Below are 15,298 nucleotides of genomic sequence, written 5' to 3'. Positions count from 1 at the left end.
GGCGTCGGCCACACCCGATCCGGCCCGGCGTCCCTCGATGCTGTGAGGAGCAGCAGCGCTCCGGGCGGTCCGGTCGTGGTCCGGCGGCGTACGGTCCCCGTCGTGACCCCGACCACCCGGCCGTCCCCGCGCACCCACGCGGTCGACGGCGCTCCCGCAGTGCTCCGCCGCCACCGCGGTCGAACCGTCCTCGCGACGGCCCTCGCCGCCCTCACCGCGCTCGCCCTCGTCGGGTGCAGCGAGGACTCCTCGCGCGCCGCCACGCCGTCGCCGAGCACGACCGGCCGTGCCTGGGACCACGCCCCGGGAGAGCGGATCGTCGTGATCGGCGACTCGGTGAGCGGGGGGCACGGGCTGACCCCGGAGCAGGCCTGGCCGGCGCTCCTGGCCCGGACCGAACGGTGGCAGCTGACGAACCTGTCGTGCGACGGCGCCGGTGTCGTCGCGACGGGGGACCAGGACGAGTGCGCCAGCGCGTACCCGGGGCTCGTGAAGCGCGCGGTCGACCTGCGACCCCGGGTCGTGTTCGTGCAGGCGAGCTCGAACGACCTGGGCGAGGACGACGCCCAGGTGACGAGCGCCACCGACCAGCTCGTGGCCCTGGTGCACCGCGACCTGCCCGGGGCCCGGGTGGTGGGCCTGAGCGCGGTCTGGAACGAGCAGGACCCGCCGACGCAGCTCGCGACGATCTCGCACGCGCTGCAGCGGGCGATCGGGCGCGACGGGGGCACCTACGTCGACATCGGGCAGCCGCTGGCCGGGCACCCGGAGTGGATGCAGTCCGACGACGTGCACCCGACCGCCCGAGGGCAGCGTGCCCTCGAGGCGGGGGTGATCGACGCGTTCGCGCGGGACCACCTGCGGTTCTGACGCCGGCGGGGCGCAGGGCGGGGGGGGCTCCAGGCCGGTGCCCGTGCCGGTGCCGGTGCCGGCGACCTTACCGTGCCGTCGGTCAGGCGGGCGCGCGCGTGTCGGTGAGGTCCTCGGCGACCGTCCAGAGCGACCGGGCGAGGTCCGAACTCCGGGCGGACCGCGGCACCGAGACGGTCGTGGTCGGTCCGGTCAGGCCACCGAACCCGGACGGCCCGTAGTACGCGCCACCCACCGCGGCCGGCCCGACGGCCGCGTACAGGAGCGGTTCCGCCCCCTGCTCGACCGCCTGGGTGAAGGGGAGCGCGCGGTCGCTCGCGCGCACCGGTCGGTCGCGGCCGAGCGAGCGTCCGGTGGACTGCAGGTTCGTCCGCGTGTACCCGGGGTGCGCCGCGGTGCTGACGAGCGGCCAGTCCCGCTCGACGGACAGGCGGTGCAGGTGCAGGGCGAGCAGCAGGTCGGCGAGCTTCGACTGGGCGTACGCGCGCCAGCCGTTGTAGCCGTGCTCCCACTGCAGGTCGGCGAAGCGGATGCTGCCCGGGATCGCCGCGAGGCTCGACATCGTCGCGACGCGCGGGGGCCGTGGGTCGTCGCTGCCCGAGGCTGTGTCGAGCAACGTCGGCAGCAGCAGGTTCGTGAGCGCCAGGTGCCCCAGGAAGTTCGTGCCGAACTGCAGCTCGAAGCCGTCCGCGGTCTCGAAGCGCTCGGGCGGGGCCATCACGCCGGCGTTGTTCACCAGCACGTGCAGGGGGCGACCGTCGTCGGCGATGCCCGCGGCGAACCGGCGGACGCTGCCGAGGTCGGCGAGGTCGAGCTCGCGCACCTCGAGGTCGGCGCCCGGGTGCTCCCGTCGGATCTCGGTCGCGGCGTCCTCGCCCTTCGCGGTGGTGCGGACGGCGAGCACGACGCTCGCTCCGGCACCGGCGAGGCGCTTCGCGGTCTCCTTGCCCGTGCCGCTGTTCGCGCCGGTCACGACGATGCGACGGCCGGTCTGGTCGGGGATGTTCGCCATGCGCGGGACCGTACGCGCGGGGGCTGGCCGACTCCTGCGCGCCGTGGTAGATTGATGCAAACGCATCGACCAGGAGGCGCACATGAGCAACGCATTCGGCACCGGCCGTCCCTCGGACGTCCCGCCGCCCGCACCCGAGCGCATCGGTCCGGTGCAGCTCGGCCTCGACACCTTCGGTGACGCCACCGAACTCGCCGACGGCTCGCTGCAGTCCGACGCGCAGAGCATCCGCAACGTCGTCGACCAGGCCGTGCTCGCGGACCAGGTCGGCATCGACTTCATCGGCGTCGGGGAGCACCACCGCGAGGACTTCGTCGTCAGCGCCCCCGAGGTCGTCCTCGCCGCCATCGCCGCCCGCACCTCGTCGATCCGCATGGGCTCCGCCGTCACCGTGCTGTCGTCGGACGACCCGGTCCGCGTGTACGAGCGCTTCGCCACCGTCGACGCGCTGTCCGACGGTCGCGCCGAGGTGATCCTCGGCCGCGGCTCCTTCACCGAGTCCTTCCCGCTGTTCGGCTACGACCTGTCCGACTACGAGGTCCTCTTCGAGGAGAAGCTGCAGCTCTGGAACGCCCTGCGCGGCGGGGACGCCGTCACCTGGTCGGGCACGAAGCGCGCGGCGCTCGTCGACCAGGACGTCTTCCCGAAGCTCGAGCACGGCCCCATCCCCACCTGGATCGGCGTCGGTGGCTCGCCGCAGTCGGTCATCCGTGCGGCCTCGTACGGCCTGCCGCTGTTCCTCGCGATCATCGGCGGGCAGCCCGCCCAGTTCGCCCCGTTCTCGCGGCTGTACCGGCAGGCGCTCACGCAGCTCGAGCTCCCGCAGCAGCCCATCGCGATGCACTCGCCCGGCTTCGTCGCCGAGACCGACGAGGAGGCCGCCGAGCGCTACTGGCCGTACCACAAGGCCGTCACCGACCGCCTGGGCCGCGAGCGCGGCTGGCCGCCCCTCGACACCGCCCAGTACCAGGCCGGCCTGTCCGCCGGCGGGTCGCTGTACGTCGGGTCGCCGGAGACGGTGGCACGGAAGATCGCGCGCAACATGCGGATCCTCGGCGTCTCGCGCTTCGACATGCGCTACGCCACGGGTCGCCTGCCGCACGCGGACATGATGCGGTCGATCGAGCTCTACGGCACGCGCGTCGCACCGCGGGTGCGCGAGCTGCTCGCCGAGCCGGTGCCGGTGCCGTAGGCGGACGCGTCCCCGGGACGGTCCGGTCCGTTCCGTTCGGCCCGTTCGTCCGGTCGGTCCGGTCCGGTCCGGTCGGTCCGGTCGGTCCGTTCCGGTCGGTCCGGTCCGGTCCGGTCGGTCCGTTCCGGTCGGTCCGTCCCGCGAAAGCGACAGATGTGCGCGGATGTTCCGCTGCAGTCTGTCGCTTTCGCGTCCCCGTCCCCGTTCCCGTTCCCGTCCCCGGCCTCCGCCCCGGCCGCAGCCCCGTCCCCGTTCCCGCCCGCGTGTCGACGGGCACGCTGGGGGCGCTCGACGCCCGCCGGCCGGGAGGCTCGTCTCGCCCCCGCCACGTCGGCTCACGGCGGCGCCGGGTACCGTCCAGGGCATGTCGCCCCGTCCCAACATCGTCGAGCGTCGGTTCCGTGGTCGCATAATGGGCGTCGGCACGACGTCCGGCGTGCGGTTCGTCGTCGGCATGTGGGAGCAGTCGCCGTTCGGGGCCTTCACGGACGTCTTCGTGGAGCAGCCGGACGGGACGAGCGTGCTCCTCGCGCCGGACGAGATCGTCGCCGCGTACGTCTCCGGCACCTACCGCTTCGACACGGTGTCGGTGGTCGACATCAGCGCCCGCCGCACCGCTCGTGGGCTCGAGCTCGATGCCGGCCCGCTCCGCGCCTCGATCGACGTCGGAGCCATCTCGCCGCTCGGACGGGTGCTCCGCATCGTGCCGAAGCCGATCGCCCGCGACCCCCGGTGGCTCAGCGTGATCGACCCGGTCGCACGACTGGTCGCTCCCGGCGCGGGCACGGCCGGGACCGCAGGAGGTGGCCGCCGCGAGTACTACGGCGTGACCGGGGCGCACGACGTCACCGCCGTCACGGGGTCGTGGGCGGGGGAGCCGCTGGGGTCCCTGGCCCCGCTCGACCCGCCCGTCGCGTTCGGCTTCGCGTCGATGCCGCGCGTCCCGCAGGTCGTCGACGTCGAGACGACGATCCGCGAGCCCGCCGCCTGACCCACGCCGCTGCCGCTCGCGCCGCGGCGCGGCGCTGAGCGGTGGGGCGGAGTGTGCTCGTGCCCGTTCCTTCCCATGACGACCGCGGTACCTGATCGTTCCGGGCGTACCTCCTGTTCCCGGAAGGCCAGGTTCGCCCGTTCTCGCCACGTACGCCCGTTCTCGCCCGCCACGACGAGCCCGCCGCCTGAACCACGCCGCTGCCGCTCGTGCCGCCGCGGGCAGGTCCCAGCGACGAGGGGCACACTGGCGGGAACGGAACGCGCCCGGGCAGTGCCCGGCCGGACGTCGAGCACAACGGGGCGCACGACGAACAGGAGCATCATGACCGACACGCAGGCAGACCACCGCGCAGCCATCTCGGACATCGTCCACGGCGCCCGAACCGCCCTGCTCACCACCGTCAGCGACGACGGCAACCTGCACGCCCGACCCCTCGCCGTGCAGGACAAGGCGTTCAACGGGACCCTGCGCTTCCTGGTGCAGGACGGCAGCGAGAAGGTGGAGGACATCGCGCGGAACCCGCACGTCAACGTCGCCATCGAGTCGCAGGGCGGGTACCTGTCGATCGCGGGCACGGCGACGGTCACCCGCGACGAGTCCGTCATCGACGAACTCTGGTCCCCGTTCGCCGAGGCGTGGTTCCCGGACGGCCGGCAGGACCCGACCATCCGACTCCTCACCGTCGAGGGCGACTCGGTCGAGTACTGGACGCAGGACACCGGCCCGGTCGGCAGCCTCGTGCAGACGCTCAAGGCCGCGATCGGCAAGCAGAGCCAGCCCGACACCGGCCACCACGGAACCGTCGAGCTCTAGCCCGTCCCCCTTCCGCAACACGCAACGTCGGCGGTTGCTCGCAGCACTAGACCCCTGCGAGGAACCGCCGACGTTGCGTGCCGCGGGCGTGCCACGAGCGTGCCGCGAGCGTACCGCCGGGGTCAGGGCGGGCCGAGCAGCCAGAGCACGGCGACGAGCACCGGCTGCCCGAGCAGCGCGCAGCTCACGAACGTCCAGCGCATCCAGGGCCGGGCGACGAGCTCGGGGGAGCCGAACAGCGGCGCGAGCGGCATGAGGAGCCGCGGGGTCGACGCCATCGGCAGCGACACCGCGAAGACGTAGAGCGCGTACGCGGCGGAGTACAGCACCGTCGTGGAGCCGAGCGCACGGGTCGAGCGACGCAGCAGCCAGACCGGGTACGCCACGAGCAGGAAGACCACGATGAGTACCCCGCCGACCCCGAGCCACCGGCCCGCGATGAGGAACCAGGGCGTCATCGGCGTGAACTCGACGCGTCCGATGAAGTTGACCCACCAGGACATCTCGGTCTCGAGGTAGGCGTCCGGCCGTCCCGTGACGTGCGCGGCGACGACCGGCCACGCCAGCCCTGCCGCGGCCATCACCACGCCGGCGACGACGACCCGGACGCGTTCCGCCACCGGGAAGGCGTCGAGGGACCGCACGCCCGTGCCCGATGCGGCCCGCCTGGCCCGGAGCCAGCGGACGAGGGCGACGACCCCGAGCAGGAGCGGCAGTGCGAGCGCTCCGGGACGGGTGAACGCCGCGACGACCCCGAGCACCGTCAGGAGGCCGTAGCGGCGGCGTTCGAGGGCGAGCAGCGCGCCGAACGTCAGCGCCAGGAAGGTGCTCTCCGCGTAGCCGACCTGGAGCAGGAACGACAGCGGACCGCACGTGAAGAAGAAGACCGCCCACATGCCCGCCGCGTTCCCGGCACGGTCGCTCACCAGTCGGTGCAGGAGGAACGTCGCGACGAGCCCGGCGGCCAGGGCCACCAGCGGTGCCCCCACCGTGAAGGGCACACCGGTGGAGGCCGTGAGCATCCGGATGGCGAAGGGGAACGCCGGCAGGAAGGCCCAGGCGTTCTGGGCGACGTGCCCGGCGGCGTCGAGGGGCAACGCGGTCGGGTAGCCGTGCACCGAGATCTGCTCGTAGTACTGCCCGTCCCAGGCGGTGAGGAACGACCCGAAGCCGTGCTCGTTCCCCCAGATGGCGTTGTCCGGCATCTGCCGCGCCATCAGCGGGTAGGCGAGCGCCAGCCAGACTGTGGACACGAGACGTCCGCCACCCCAGACCACGAGCACCGCGGCCCACACGGGCAGGCTCGTCGCCAGGTCGACGACGCGTCGTCGACCGTTCGCGAGCGTCCCGGTGACGGCGCCGTCGGTGCGGCTCACCGGCCCGCTCCGACGGGCGCAGGGCTCGTGGTGGGCACGTCCAGATCGTACCGACCGGCGCCTGGCACCCTCCGGCACGGGGGGTACGCGGCCACACCGCACCGGACGGGAGGCGCGTCACCCGTTCTGCAGACCGGAACGACTCCGGCGGGTGCTCGGCCACCGTCGCGTGGCCGGTCCTAGCCTGGGGGCTCCTGCCCGACGGACGAGCACGCTCGCTGCGGACCGTCGTGGGCAGGTCACGTCCCGAGTCCCACGACCCACGACCCACGAGGAGCCACCGTGCCGAAGACCGCCATCGTCACCGAGAACGCCCCGGCCCCGGCCGGCCCGTACAGCCAGGGCATCGTGGCGAACGGGTTCCTGTACACCGCCGGGTTCGGCCCGCAGGACCCGGCGACCGGGGAGACGGCGGAGGACGTCGCCGGTCAGACCGCCCAGGTGCTGGCCAACGTGGCCGCCGTCCTCGCCGAGCACGGCGCGACCCTCGACGACGTCGTGAAGTCGACGGTCCACCTCGAGCACTCGGACCGCGACTTCGCGGCCTTCAACGAGGAGTACGCGAAGCACTTCTCGGAGCCGTACCCGGTCCGCACGACCGTGCAGTCCCACCTGGCCGGGATCCTCGTCGAGATCGACGTCGTCGCGGTGCTGCCCAGCGCCTCCTGACCGGACGCCGGCGTCCCGGTCCCTGAGCGGAACCTCACGCGGGCCCGTCCTCCTGAGGTGCGCTCGTGCCCGCGCGCCGGATCCCGGTGCCCGGGGTCGCGCCGGTCAGACGCCCGTCTCGGAGCACCGCGATGCCGGCGACCAGCACGTCGTCCGTCCCGACCGCGGTGGCCGTCGGGTCGTCGTAGGTCGAGCGTGCCGACACCCGCTCGGGGTCGACCACCGCGAGGTCGGCGACCGCACCGGCACGGACCACCCCGCGGTCGCCGAGCCGCAGCTGCTCGACGGCGGTGGTGGACAGGTGCCGCTGCGCCTCCGACCAGGAGAGCAGCCCGGCGCGCACGAAGTCGCCGAGGTACCGCGCGACCGTGCCTGCTGCGCGAGGGTGCGGGTGCGTGCCGACGTGGATGCCGTCCGAGCCCGCGGTGTGCCCGGGGTGCCGCACGAGCGGTGCGAGGTCGGCGGGAGACCGGGGGTGCGGGACCCGCATGATCGCCGTCACCTGCAGCGCGGAGGCGACGAGCAGGTCGATCGCCAGCTCGACGGGCTCGGTGCGTCGGGCGGCGGCCGCGTCGGTCAGGGTCCTGCCCTGCAGGTCGTGGTGCGCGGGTGACGGCACGTGCGACAGGGTGACCTGGTCGGCCCACCCCGGCCCGAGGTCGGGCCGCGCGGTGACCCGTTCGAGGACGGCTGCCAAGACCCGGTGACGCCCGGCGTCGTCGGCGACCGCGCGGGCCAGGTCGTCGGTGCCGGGTCGCGCGAGCGCGGCGGGGAGCAGCAGCATCGACAGGATGGTGCAGCCGCGCGAGTACGGGTAGCTGTCGAACGTCAGGGGGATCCCGTCCGCCGCCAGGTCGTCGAGCAGGCCGAGGGCGGTGTCGACGGGGGCGTGCAGGTGTGAAACGTGCGCCCGGACCCCGCTCGACCGGACGATCGCGGCGACCTCGTCGAGTCCCTCGCCCAGGTTCGCCTCGTAGCCGCCGCGGACGTGCGAGACGTAGATCCCGTCGACGGCCGCGACCTCCGCGCAGAGCGCCGCGAGCTCGGCGGTGTCGGCGTACAGCCCCGGCACGTAGTCGAGCCCGGTGGCGAGACCGAGCGCTCCCTCGGCGAGCCCGCGGCGGACGAGCGCGCGCACGGCGTCGGTCTCCTCGGCGCTCGCGGGGCGGTCCTCGTCGCCGAGCACCTCGTGCCGGACCGTCCCCGCCGGCACGAGGGTTGCGACGTTCACGGGCGTCGAGCCGTCGTACGTCGCCAGCAGGCCGGCGATGCCGCCGCCGCGGTACCGGGGGTGCGGACCGTCGATCGCCGCGAAGTACCGCCCCGCCCACGTGCCGTCGCCCGGGGCCGGGCCGACGCCGTCCTGGCCGGTGACGATCGTCGTGACGCCCTGGCGGAGCAGCGCGAGCTGGACGTCCTCGTCGAAGACGCGCGACCCGGCGTGCGAGTGCGCGTCGACGGCCCCGGCGAGCACGGCACGCCCACCGCAGTCGACCGTGCGGACGTCGTCGGGCGCGGACGGTCCCGATCCGACCGCGGCGATCCGGCCGCCCTCGACGAGCACGTCGGCACGGTGCAGCCCGTCCGGGCCGACGACCGACCCGCCGCGCAGCAGGACCGGCGCGCCGGCGTCCGGGTCGGCGGTCACCGGGCGAGTCCCGCGAGGAGGCGCTCGCCACGGGACCGCACGGCGTCCGTGTCCCCGGTCCTGAGGGCGTCGCCGACCAGGGGGGAGCCGAGTCCGACCGCGACCGCTCCGGCCGCCAGGTACTCGGGGGCGTCGTCGACCCCGATCCCACCGGTCGGCACGACGTCGACGAAGTCGAGCGGGGCGAGCACCTGCCGCAGGAACGCCGGGCCGCCGAGCTGCGCCGCCGGGAACACCTTCACCGCCCGGGCTCCGAGCCGCCACGCACGCACGATCTCGGTCGGGGTCGCCGCGCCGGGGTACCACCCGAGGCCGCGTTCGTGGGCCCGCTCGCCGATCGCCGGGTCGAGGTGCGGGCTGACGACGAAGGAGGCTCCCAGGTCGGCCGCCTCGTCGACCTGCTCGGGCTCCAGCACGGTGCCCACGCCGACGGACACCCCGTCACCGAACCGTCGCGCGGTCCAGGCGGTGCCCTCCCGCCAGCGCGGTGTGTTCGTGGTGAGCTCGATCGCCCGCACACCGGCGCCGACCAGGGCGTCGACGACCGCCTCGACGTGTTCGCCGGTGCCGCCGCGGAGGATCGCGACGGCGGGGCCCGCGCGGTGCCGGACGCCGTGGTCGGGCGTCGGCGTGCTGCTGCCGGTGGACGTGTGGTGGGTGCGCACGGGCTGGGCTCCTCGGGTCGGTCGGTCGGTGTGGTCAGCGCTCGACGTGGTCGTGCACGGCAGCAGCAGGGTCGTCGGTGTCGGTGTCGGTGTCGGTGTCGGTGTGGGTCGTGGCTCCCGGGCCCGGCAGTCGCCAGTCACCCGGGACCGTGCAGGCGAGCGCCCCGGCGTCGGCGGCGCGGTCGAGCGCGGTGTCGGTGTCGGCGCCCGTGAGCGTCGCCGCGAGCCAGGCCGCCACGAACGCGTCACCGGCACCGACCGGGTCGACGACACGGACCGGGGTCGCCGCGCGTCGGGTCGTCCGCCCGTCGACGACCGAGACGGCACCGCGCGAGCCGAGCTTCACCACCGCCCGACCACGGGCCAGGTCGGCGACCCCCCGGGCGAGGTCCTCGTCGGACGTGGGCGGGGTGTCCCCGTCGTCTCCGGTGCCGTCCTGGGCACCGAGCAGGATCCTGGCCTCGTCGTCGCCGGCGAACACCACGGCGGCGCGGGCGGCGACCGCGCGGTAGTGCTCCCGGGCGACCGCGGCGTCCAGCAGCTTCTGCCGGTGGTTCACGTCGAAGGACACCGGCACCCCGGCGGCCTCGGCGCGGTCGAGCACCGCGGTGACGGTCCGACGGGCGGACTCCGAGAGCGCGAGCGTGATGCCGCTGACGTGGACGAGCGCCGACTGCTCGACGAGCCCGGCCGGGACGTCCTCGGGCACGAGCGCCGAGCCCGCGGAGTGCCGGCGGTGGTAGGTCACGCGGGTCCGACCGTCCTGCAGCCGCTCCTTCATCATGAGCCCGGTCGACCGCTCCGGGTCGACGGTCGCGACGACGTCGACGCCGGCCTGTCGGACGTCCCGCAGGACCCGTTCGCCCGCGGGGTCCGCCCCCACCCGGCCGACCCACGTCGCCGGGACGCCCGCCCGGGCGAGGCCGATCGCGACGTTGCTCTCGGCCCCGCCGGTGTCGACGCGCATGTGGTCGAGGTCGCGCACCTCGCCGATGCCGGGGCCGGCGAGCAGCAGCATCGTCTCGCCGAGGGTGAGCACCCCCGCCCGCGCGGTCACCGGGCCGCCCCACCCTGTGCCGTGCGACGCAGGGCGAGCTGTGCGGACGAGGACCCGAGGGCGACCGAGATCTCGAGCGCGGTCCGGACGACACCGTCCCCGAGCTCGCGGACCGCCGCCGCCGGGAAGCGGGACGCCAGGCCGGAGATGCTCATCGCGCCGACGACCTGGTTGGCGTGGTCGAGCACGGGCGCGGCGACGCAGCGGATGCCGGGCTCGTTCTCGCGGTCGTCGATCCCGTAGCCGCGGGCACGGGTGCGCTCGACCTCCTGCCGCCACCGCCCGTCGTCGGTGATGGACTGGTCGGTCATCGCGGTCGCGGGCACGGCGAGCACCGCGCCGAGGAGCCCCGGGTCGCCGAACGCCACGATCGCCTTGCCGGACGCGGTGTTGCGCATCGGCAGGCGGTTCCCGATCCGCGACCCCATCCGGACCGTGCCGCGGGTCTCGACCTTGTCGACGTAGACGATGTCGGTGCCGTCCGGGACGACGAGGTGGCAGGTCAGCCCGGTCGCCTCGGCGGTGCGTCGCATGAACGGTGCGGCCGCGGAGCGCAGGTCGATGCCCTCGAGGTAGCTCTGCCCGAGCAGCAGCGCACCGAGCCCGAGGGTGAACCCGGCGTCCGGGGTGCGGCGGAGCAGGTCCGTCTCGACCATCGGGGCGGTCAGGCGCAGCACCGTCGACTTCGCGGTGCCGAGCATCGCCGCGAGCTCGCCGAGCGACACCGACGCGGCGCCGTTCCGGGTGCGGTCGGCCACGTGGTCGAGGAGCGACAGGCCCCGGCGCAGCGACAGCGCGGCGTTCCGCGCGGGCACTGCCGGAGCCGGCTGCTGCTCGTCGTCGGCGGGCATCAGAACCACGTCGCGATCGTCTCGGTGACGGTGTCGTCGTCGGCGAGCACCTGGACCTGCCGCCACTTGTCGAAGACCGTGCACGGGTGCGAGACGCCGAGCACGACGACGTCGCCGGGCGTAAGCCCGGGTGCGCCGTCGGTCAGGGCGAGGTAGCAGTGCTGGTCGTCGAGGCGGGTGACGGTGACCGCCCCGGGTGGTGGGACGACCTGCGGGTCGTGGGCCGTGCCTCCCTGCCGGATCCCGCGCACCACCGGCAGACCCTCGTCGAACGACACGTCGCGCTTGCCGACCGCGACCAGCGCGCGGCCCGGCTCCGGGCGCGAGGTGACGCGGCCCCACACCTCGATCGCCGGACGGAGCGAGCCCTCCTCGGGGCGGCGGCCGAACGGCGTGCGCTCGGCGTAGAAGCCGTCGTCGTGCGTGAGGTAGGCGCCCGAGCGCAGGAGCACGTCGACGTCGTCCGGCCGGTCCTGCACGGCGTCGACCACCCCGTCGAACCAGGCGCTGCCGCCCATGCTGAGCAGGGTGCGGCCGGCGACGAGACGACGCACGTCGCCGGCGATCGCGAGGACCTCGGCGACCCAGGCGCGTGCGGTGTCGACGTCGGGCAGACCGCCCTCGTACCCGGTCACCCCGCGGAGCACGAGGCCGGCGTCGTGCGCGGCCCGGGCGACCTCGTGCGCCTGTTCCGCCGAGCGGACACCGGTGCGGCCGCCGGGGAACCCGACCTCGACCAGCACGTGCACGGTGCCGTCGACGGAGCGGGCGGCGCTCGCCGCGGCCGTGACCCCGGCGACGGAGTCGACGTTGCAGAGCACGTCGGCGGCGGGGTCGACGCTCCGACGGGATACGAGCCAGGCGAGGCCGGCGGGGTCGAGGACCTCGTTGGCGACGAGGATCCGGTGCACCCCGTGTTCCCACGCGACCATGGCCTGCTGGACCGAGGCGATGGTGACGCCCCAGGCGCCGGCACGGACCTGGCGGTCGGCGAGTGCCGGGGCCATGTGCGTCTTCATGTGCGGGGCGAGCAGCAGCCCGTGGCGGTCGACGTACGACTGCATGACGGCGGTGTTGTGGGCGAGGGCGGACTCGCGGAGCGTCATCACCGGGAGGTGCGCGTGGTCGAGGACGTGGCGCCCGACGACCGGCGCGGCGGGGTCGGCGGCGCCCTTCGTCGTGACGGTGCCCGGCGTGCGTGCGGTGGCGGCGGGGGTGGTCGTCATCGGTCCTCCTGCGCTGGTGCGTTCCGGTCCTGCGGCAACGTTCCCGGTGCCGGGGGCCGGCGGGCAACGATGTCGTCGTCCTCATTGTGCGCTGCAGAACGTCCGGCCCGGGTGCCGGGACCGAGCGGGCATAGCATTCGGGGTGATGACGACGACGGCGACGACACGACGACGGGGCAGCACGGCGGTGGCCGTGCTCGTCGCGGGCACCTTCTTCATGGAGCTCCTGGACGGCACGATCCTCGCGACCGCCGCTCCGGCCATGGGGCGCGACCTCGGCGTCGACTCCGCCGCGATCGGCGTGGCCATCACCGCCTACCTCGTCACGCTCGCGGTGTTCATCCCGGTCAGCGGCTGGCTGACCGACCGTGTCGGGTCGCGCACGGTCTTTGCCGGGGCGATCGCGCTCTTCACCGTCGCGTCCGCGCTGTGCGCCGCGTCGACCGGGCTCGTCGAACTCACGCTCTGGCGGATCCTGCAGGGCCTCGGGGGAGCGCTGATGGTGCCCGTCGGACGCCTGGTCGTGCTGCGCAGCGCCGGGCGGGAGCAGCTCGTCACCGCCATCGCGATCCTCACCTGGCCCGCACTCGCGGCACCGATCATCGCCCCGTTCGTCGGCGGGGTGCTCGTCGACACCCTCAGCTGGCACTGGATCTTCCTCGTCAACATCCCGCTCGGGATCGTCGCCTTCGTCGCCGCGCTGGTCCTCGTGCCGCAGGAGCGTGCACACGAGCGCGTCCCGTTCGACTGGCGCGGGTCACTGCTCGCGTGCCTGGGGCTCGGCTCGCTCGTGGTGATGGCCTCCCTGCTCGCGCTCGACGAGATCCCCCTGGTCGCGGTCGTCGTGTCGGGCGTGGTCGGTGGCGTCTGCTGCTGGCTCGCCGTCCGGCACTTCCGCCGGGCACCGCACCCGATCATGGGGCTGGAGTCCTTCCGGCTCGAGACCTTCCGCGTCTCGCACGCCGGCGGCAGCCTGTTCCGGCTCGCTGTGTCGGCCGTACCGTTCGTGCTGCCGCTGCTCTTCCAGGACGCCTGGGGCTGGAGTGCGGTGCTCGCCGGGTCCGCGGTGCTGTGGGTGTTCGTCGGCAACCTCGGCATCAAGCCGATGACGACGCCGTTCCTCCGCTGGTTCGGCTACCGGCCGGTGATCGTCGTGTCGAGCGCGATCGCGGCCGCGAGCGTCGTCGCGATGGTGTTCCTCACCGAGGACACCCCGTTCTGGCTGCTCGCCGTGCTGCTCGTGGTGAGCGGTGCCGCGCGCTCGGTCGGCTTCACGGCGTACAACACCATCGCCTTCGCGGACGTCGAGCAGGCCGACATGACCCCGGCGAACACGCTGTCGTCCACGCTGCAGCAGGTCGCGGCCGGCTTCGGGGTGGCCGTGGCGGCCGTGGCGATCCGGGCGGCGGCCGGGCTCGGTGGGACCGGGCCCTACGACGTGGCGTTCTGGGTGATCGCGGTGCTCCTCGTGGTGGCCTGTGTCGAGGGCGTCCTGATGAGCCGGACCGCGGGGGACACGGTGCGACCGGCGCGCTGACCGGCGGGGCCGGCGGGGCTGGCGGCCGTCCGCTGTCCGTTCGCGACACGGTCACACGCGTGAAACCCGGGGTGCGCTACGGTCACAGCAACTGTCCGCGACAGCCGAGTACGGTTGCCGCGGCAGGGTGACCGAGACACCCAGGACGGAAGGCAGCATGGCCGGGCCACAGCAGCAGGGGACGATCGCAGGCGACACCGCCGTGCAGCCCACCGAGCTGCGCGTCGTCAGCTACAACCTCCGCGAGCACACCGCCAACGGCGAGCTCGCCGCCCTGGCAGAGGCGTCCCAGGCGGACGTCATCTGCGTGCAGGAGTGCGACAGCAACGACCTCGCGCCGCACGTCGCCGGACTCTCGCTCGCCGCGTCGACGAAGGCCAACCGCCTCGGGCTCGCGATCTACAAGCGCGACGACCGGTTCGAGGTGCAGGACTTCAGCATCCACTCGCTGCAGAAGTCCCTGCACGACCGGGTGCTCGCCCCCGCACACGAGCGGCTCATCGCGATGCGGCTCCGCGACACCGAGGCAGACAACGAGGTGATCGTGGCCTCGTTCCACGCCTCGCCGCTGACGGCCACGAACTCCCTCCGGCGCAAGCAGATCGAGGCGGCGCACCAGTTCGTCCGCGACCTGTCGGACGAGGCGCCGGCCATCATGGTCGGCGACTTCAACTACCCCTGGTTCCAGACGAACCTGCGTCGCAAGATCGAGGAGCACGGCTTCGCGCTGTCGCTCTCGGACCAGCCGACCTACCTGCGCTACCGCAAGTTCACCGGCCACTTCGACTTCGCCACGAGTGTCGGGCTGCACATCGCCGGCGTGGAGACCCTGCCGGCGGGCATCTCCGACCACCGCCCGATCCTGGTCCGCGCGCACTACGAGCACCCCGGCGTCGCGACCGCGGCGGTCGAGGTCCCGGAGGCCCCCGCCGCCTGACGCCGCCGAGCCGCGGTGCTCGCCGCGACCGACGGGACAGCCGAGCGGGCGAGACATGCCGCGACGCGACCGTCGACCGGGTGCGATCGGTCGTCGGCAGCATCGAGCGTGACGGATCGTGCCCGCTCGCTGCCCGCCGTGCACCGTCCTGCCGAGCACGGAGCCGCGGGCGCCGGGTCCGCCGAGCGGGCGAGACATGCCGCGGCCCGGCCGTCGGCCGGGTGCGATCGGTCGTCAGCAGTGCCGAGCGTGACGGATTGTGCCCGCTCGACGCGGCCCCGCGCGATGGAACGGGACCCACGACGGACGGGAGGCGCGGGGGCCCCCGGCCCCCCCCCCCCCCGCCCGGGGGGGGGGGGGGGGCCGGTACAGGAACCCAGCCCCCGCCACAAAACCCCCCCCGCGGCCGTGTAACCCCCCCCACCCCACCGCGGCCACCCCAACCCGGGTG

At 74.2% G+C, this 15,298-nt stretch carries 14 protein-coding genes; 7 read left to right on the top strand and 7 right to left on the bottom strand.

The annotated features are described in order from the left end of the window. Positions 1-102: 102 nt before the first annotated feature. Positions 103-870 (top strand): SGNH/GDSL hydrolase family protein, encoded by a 768-nt coding sequence (locus tag ACIPEQ_RS09900; protein WP_402714995.1) that lies wholly within the window; start codon positions 103-105, stop codon positions 868-870. An 82-nt stretch (positions 871-952) separates the two neighbouring features. Here the strand turns inward: ACIPEQ_RS09900 and ACIPEQ_RS09895 are convergent, their stop codons facing one another. Then, positions 953-1,882: an SDR family oxidoreductase gene (locus ACIPEQ_RS09895; protein ID WP_402714994.1), complete on the bottom strand. Its 930-nt coding sequence runs from the start codon at positions 1,880-1,882 to the stop codon at positions 953-955. 82 nt (positions 1,883-1,964) lie between these two features. Here ACIPEQ_RS09895 and ACIPEQ_RS09890 point away from each other — a divergent pair, with 82 nt between their 5' ends. The 3 genes from ACIPEQ_RS09890 (at position 1,965) to ACIPEQ_RS09880 (ending at position 4,881) form a co-directional block, all read left to right on the top strand. After that, on the top strand, positions 1,965-3,074 hold the full coding sequence (locus ACIPEQ_RS09890; protein WP_402714993.1) for an LLM class flavin-dependent oxidoreductase: 1,110 nt from the start codon (positions 1,965-1,967) through the stop codon (positions 3,072-3,074). A gap of 364 nt (positions 3,075-3,438) precedes the next feature. Then, the gene (locus ACIPEQ_RS09885; RefSeq protein WP_402714992.1) at positions 3,439-4,065 is read left to right on the top strand and encodes a hypothetical protein; all 627 of its coding nucleotides are present in this window, start codon (positions 3,439-3,441) and stop codon (positions 4,063-4,065) included. Between the two features lie 324 nt (positions 4,066-4,389). Beyond that, positions 4,390-4,881, top strand: coding sequence for a pyridoxamine 5'-phosphate oxidase family protein (locus tag ACIPEQ_RS09880; RefSeq protein WP_250368310.1), 492 nt, complete (start codon positions 4,390-4,392; stop codon positions 4,879-4,881). Positions 4,882-5,003: 122 nt separating this feature from the next. Here ACIPEQ_RS09880 and ACIPEQ_RS09875 read toward each other — a convergent pair whose 3' ends face one another. Next, positions 5,004-6,257, bottom strand: coding sequence for a hypothetical protein (locus tag ACIPEQ_RS09875; RefSeq protein WP_402714991.1), 1,254 nt, complete (start codon positions 6,255-6,257; stop codon positions 5,004-5,006). A 282-nt stretch (positions 6,258-6,539) separates the two neighbouring features. Here ACIPEQ_RS09875 and ACIPEQ_RS09870 point away from each other — a divergent pair, with 282 nt between their 5' ends. Further along, entirely contained in the window at positions 6,540-6,926 is a 387-nt protein-coding gene (locus tag ACIPEQ_RS09870) for a RidA family protein (protein ID WP_126892370.1), read from the top strand. A gap of 34 nt (positions 6,927-6,960) precedes the next feature. Here ACIPEQ_RS09870 and ACIPEQ_RS09865 read toward each other — a convergent pair whose 3' ends face one another. From ACIPEQ_RS09865 to ACIPEQ_RS09845, 5 genes are read right to left on the bottom strand one after another with little or no spacing between them, the layout of a single operon-like run. Further along, the gene (locus ACIPEQ_RS09865; protein ID WP_402714990.1) at positions 6,961-8,574 is read right to left on the bottom strand and encodes an amidohydrolase family protein; all 1,614 of its coding nucleotides are present in this window, start codon (positions 8,572-8,574) and stop codon (positions 6,961-6,963) included. Then, positions 8,571-9,239 carry a bifunctional 4-hydroxy-2-oxoglutarate aldolase/2-dehydro-3-deoxy-phosphogluconate aldolase gene (locus tag ACIPEQ_RS09860; RefSeq protein WP_402714989.1) on the bottom strand — a complete coding sequence of 223 codons (669 nt, stop codon included), beginning with the start codon at positions 9,237-9,239 and terminating at the stop codon, positions 8,571-8,573. Before ACIPEQ_RS09860 ends, ACIPEQ_RS09865 begins: the two co-directional genes overlap by 4 nt. Positions 9,240-9,273: 34 nt before the next feature. After that, positions 9,274-10,296: a sugar kinase gene (locus tag ACIPEQ_RS09855; protein WP_402714988.1), complete on the bottom strand. Its 1,023-nt coding sequence runs from the start codon at positions 10,294-10,296 to the stop codon at positions 9,274-9,276. Beyond that, a complete protein-coding gene (locus ACIPEQ_RS09850; protein ID WP_402715253.1) occupies positions 10,293-11,147 on the bottom strand; it encodes an IclR family transcriptional regulator in 855 nt (284 codons plus the stop codon). The genes ACIPEQ_RS09855 and ACIPEQ_RS09850 overlap by 4 nt, the downstream gene beginning before the upstream one ends. Continuing rightward, positions 11,147-12,373: an alanine racemase gene (locus ACIPEQ_RS09845; RefSeq protein WP_402714987.1), complete on the bottom strand. Its 1,227-nt coding sequence runs from the start codon at positions 12,371-12,373 to the stop codon at positions 11,147-11,149. The genes ACIPEQ_RS09850 and ACIPEQ_RS09845 overlap by 1 nt, the downstream gene beginning before the upstream one ends. A gap of 145 nt (positions 12,374-12,518) precedes the next feature. On the opposite strand from ACIPEQ_RS09845, the gene ACIPEQ_RS09840 reads away from it, so the two are divergent. Continuing rightward, complete coding sequence (locus ACIPEQ_RS09840; protein WP_402714986.1) at positions 12,519-13,910, top strand: MFS transporter; 1,392 nt, start codon at positions 12,519-12,521, stop codon at positions 13,908-13,910. A gap of 157 nt (positions 13,911-14,067) precedes the next feature. Then, positions 14,068-14,847 (top strand): endonuclease/exonuclease/phosphatase family protein, encoded by a 780-nt coding sequence (locus ACIPEQ_RS09835; RefSeq protein WP_402714985.1) that lies wholly within the window; start codon positions 14,068-14,070, stop codon positions 14,845-14,847. Positions 14,848-15,298: the final 451 nt, after the last annotated feature.

This window comes from Curtobacterium sp. NPDC087080, from assembly GCF_044745105.1.
Classification (GTDB): Bacteria; Actinomycetota; Actinomycetes; order Actinomycetales; family Microbacteriaceae; genus Curtobacterium.
This window is presented reverse-complemented; position numbering and strand designations above follow the sequence as displayed.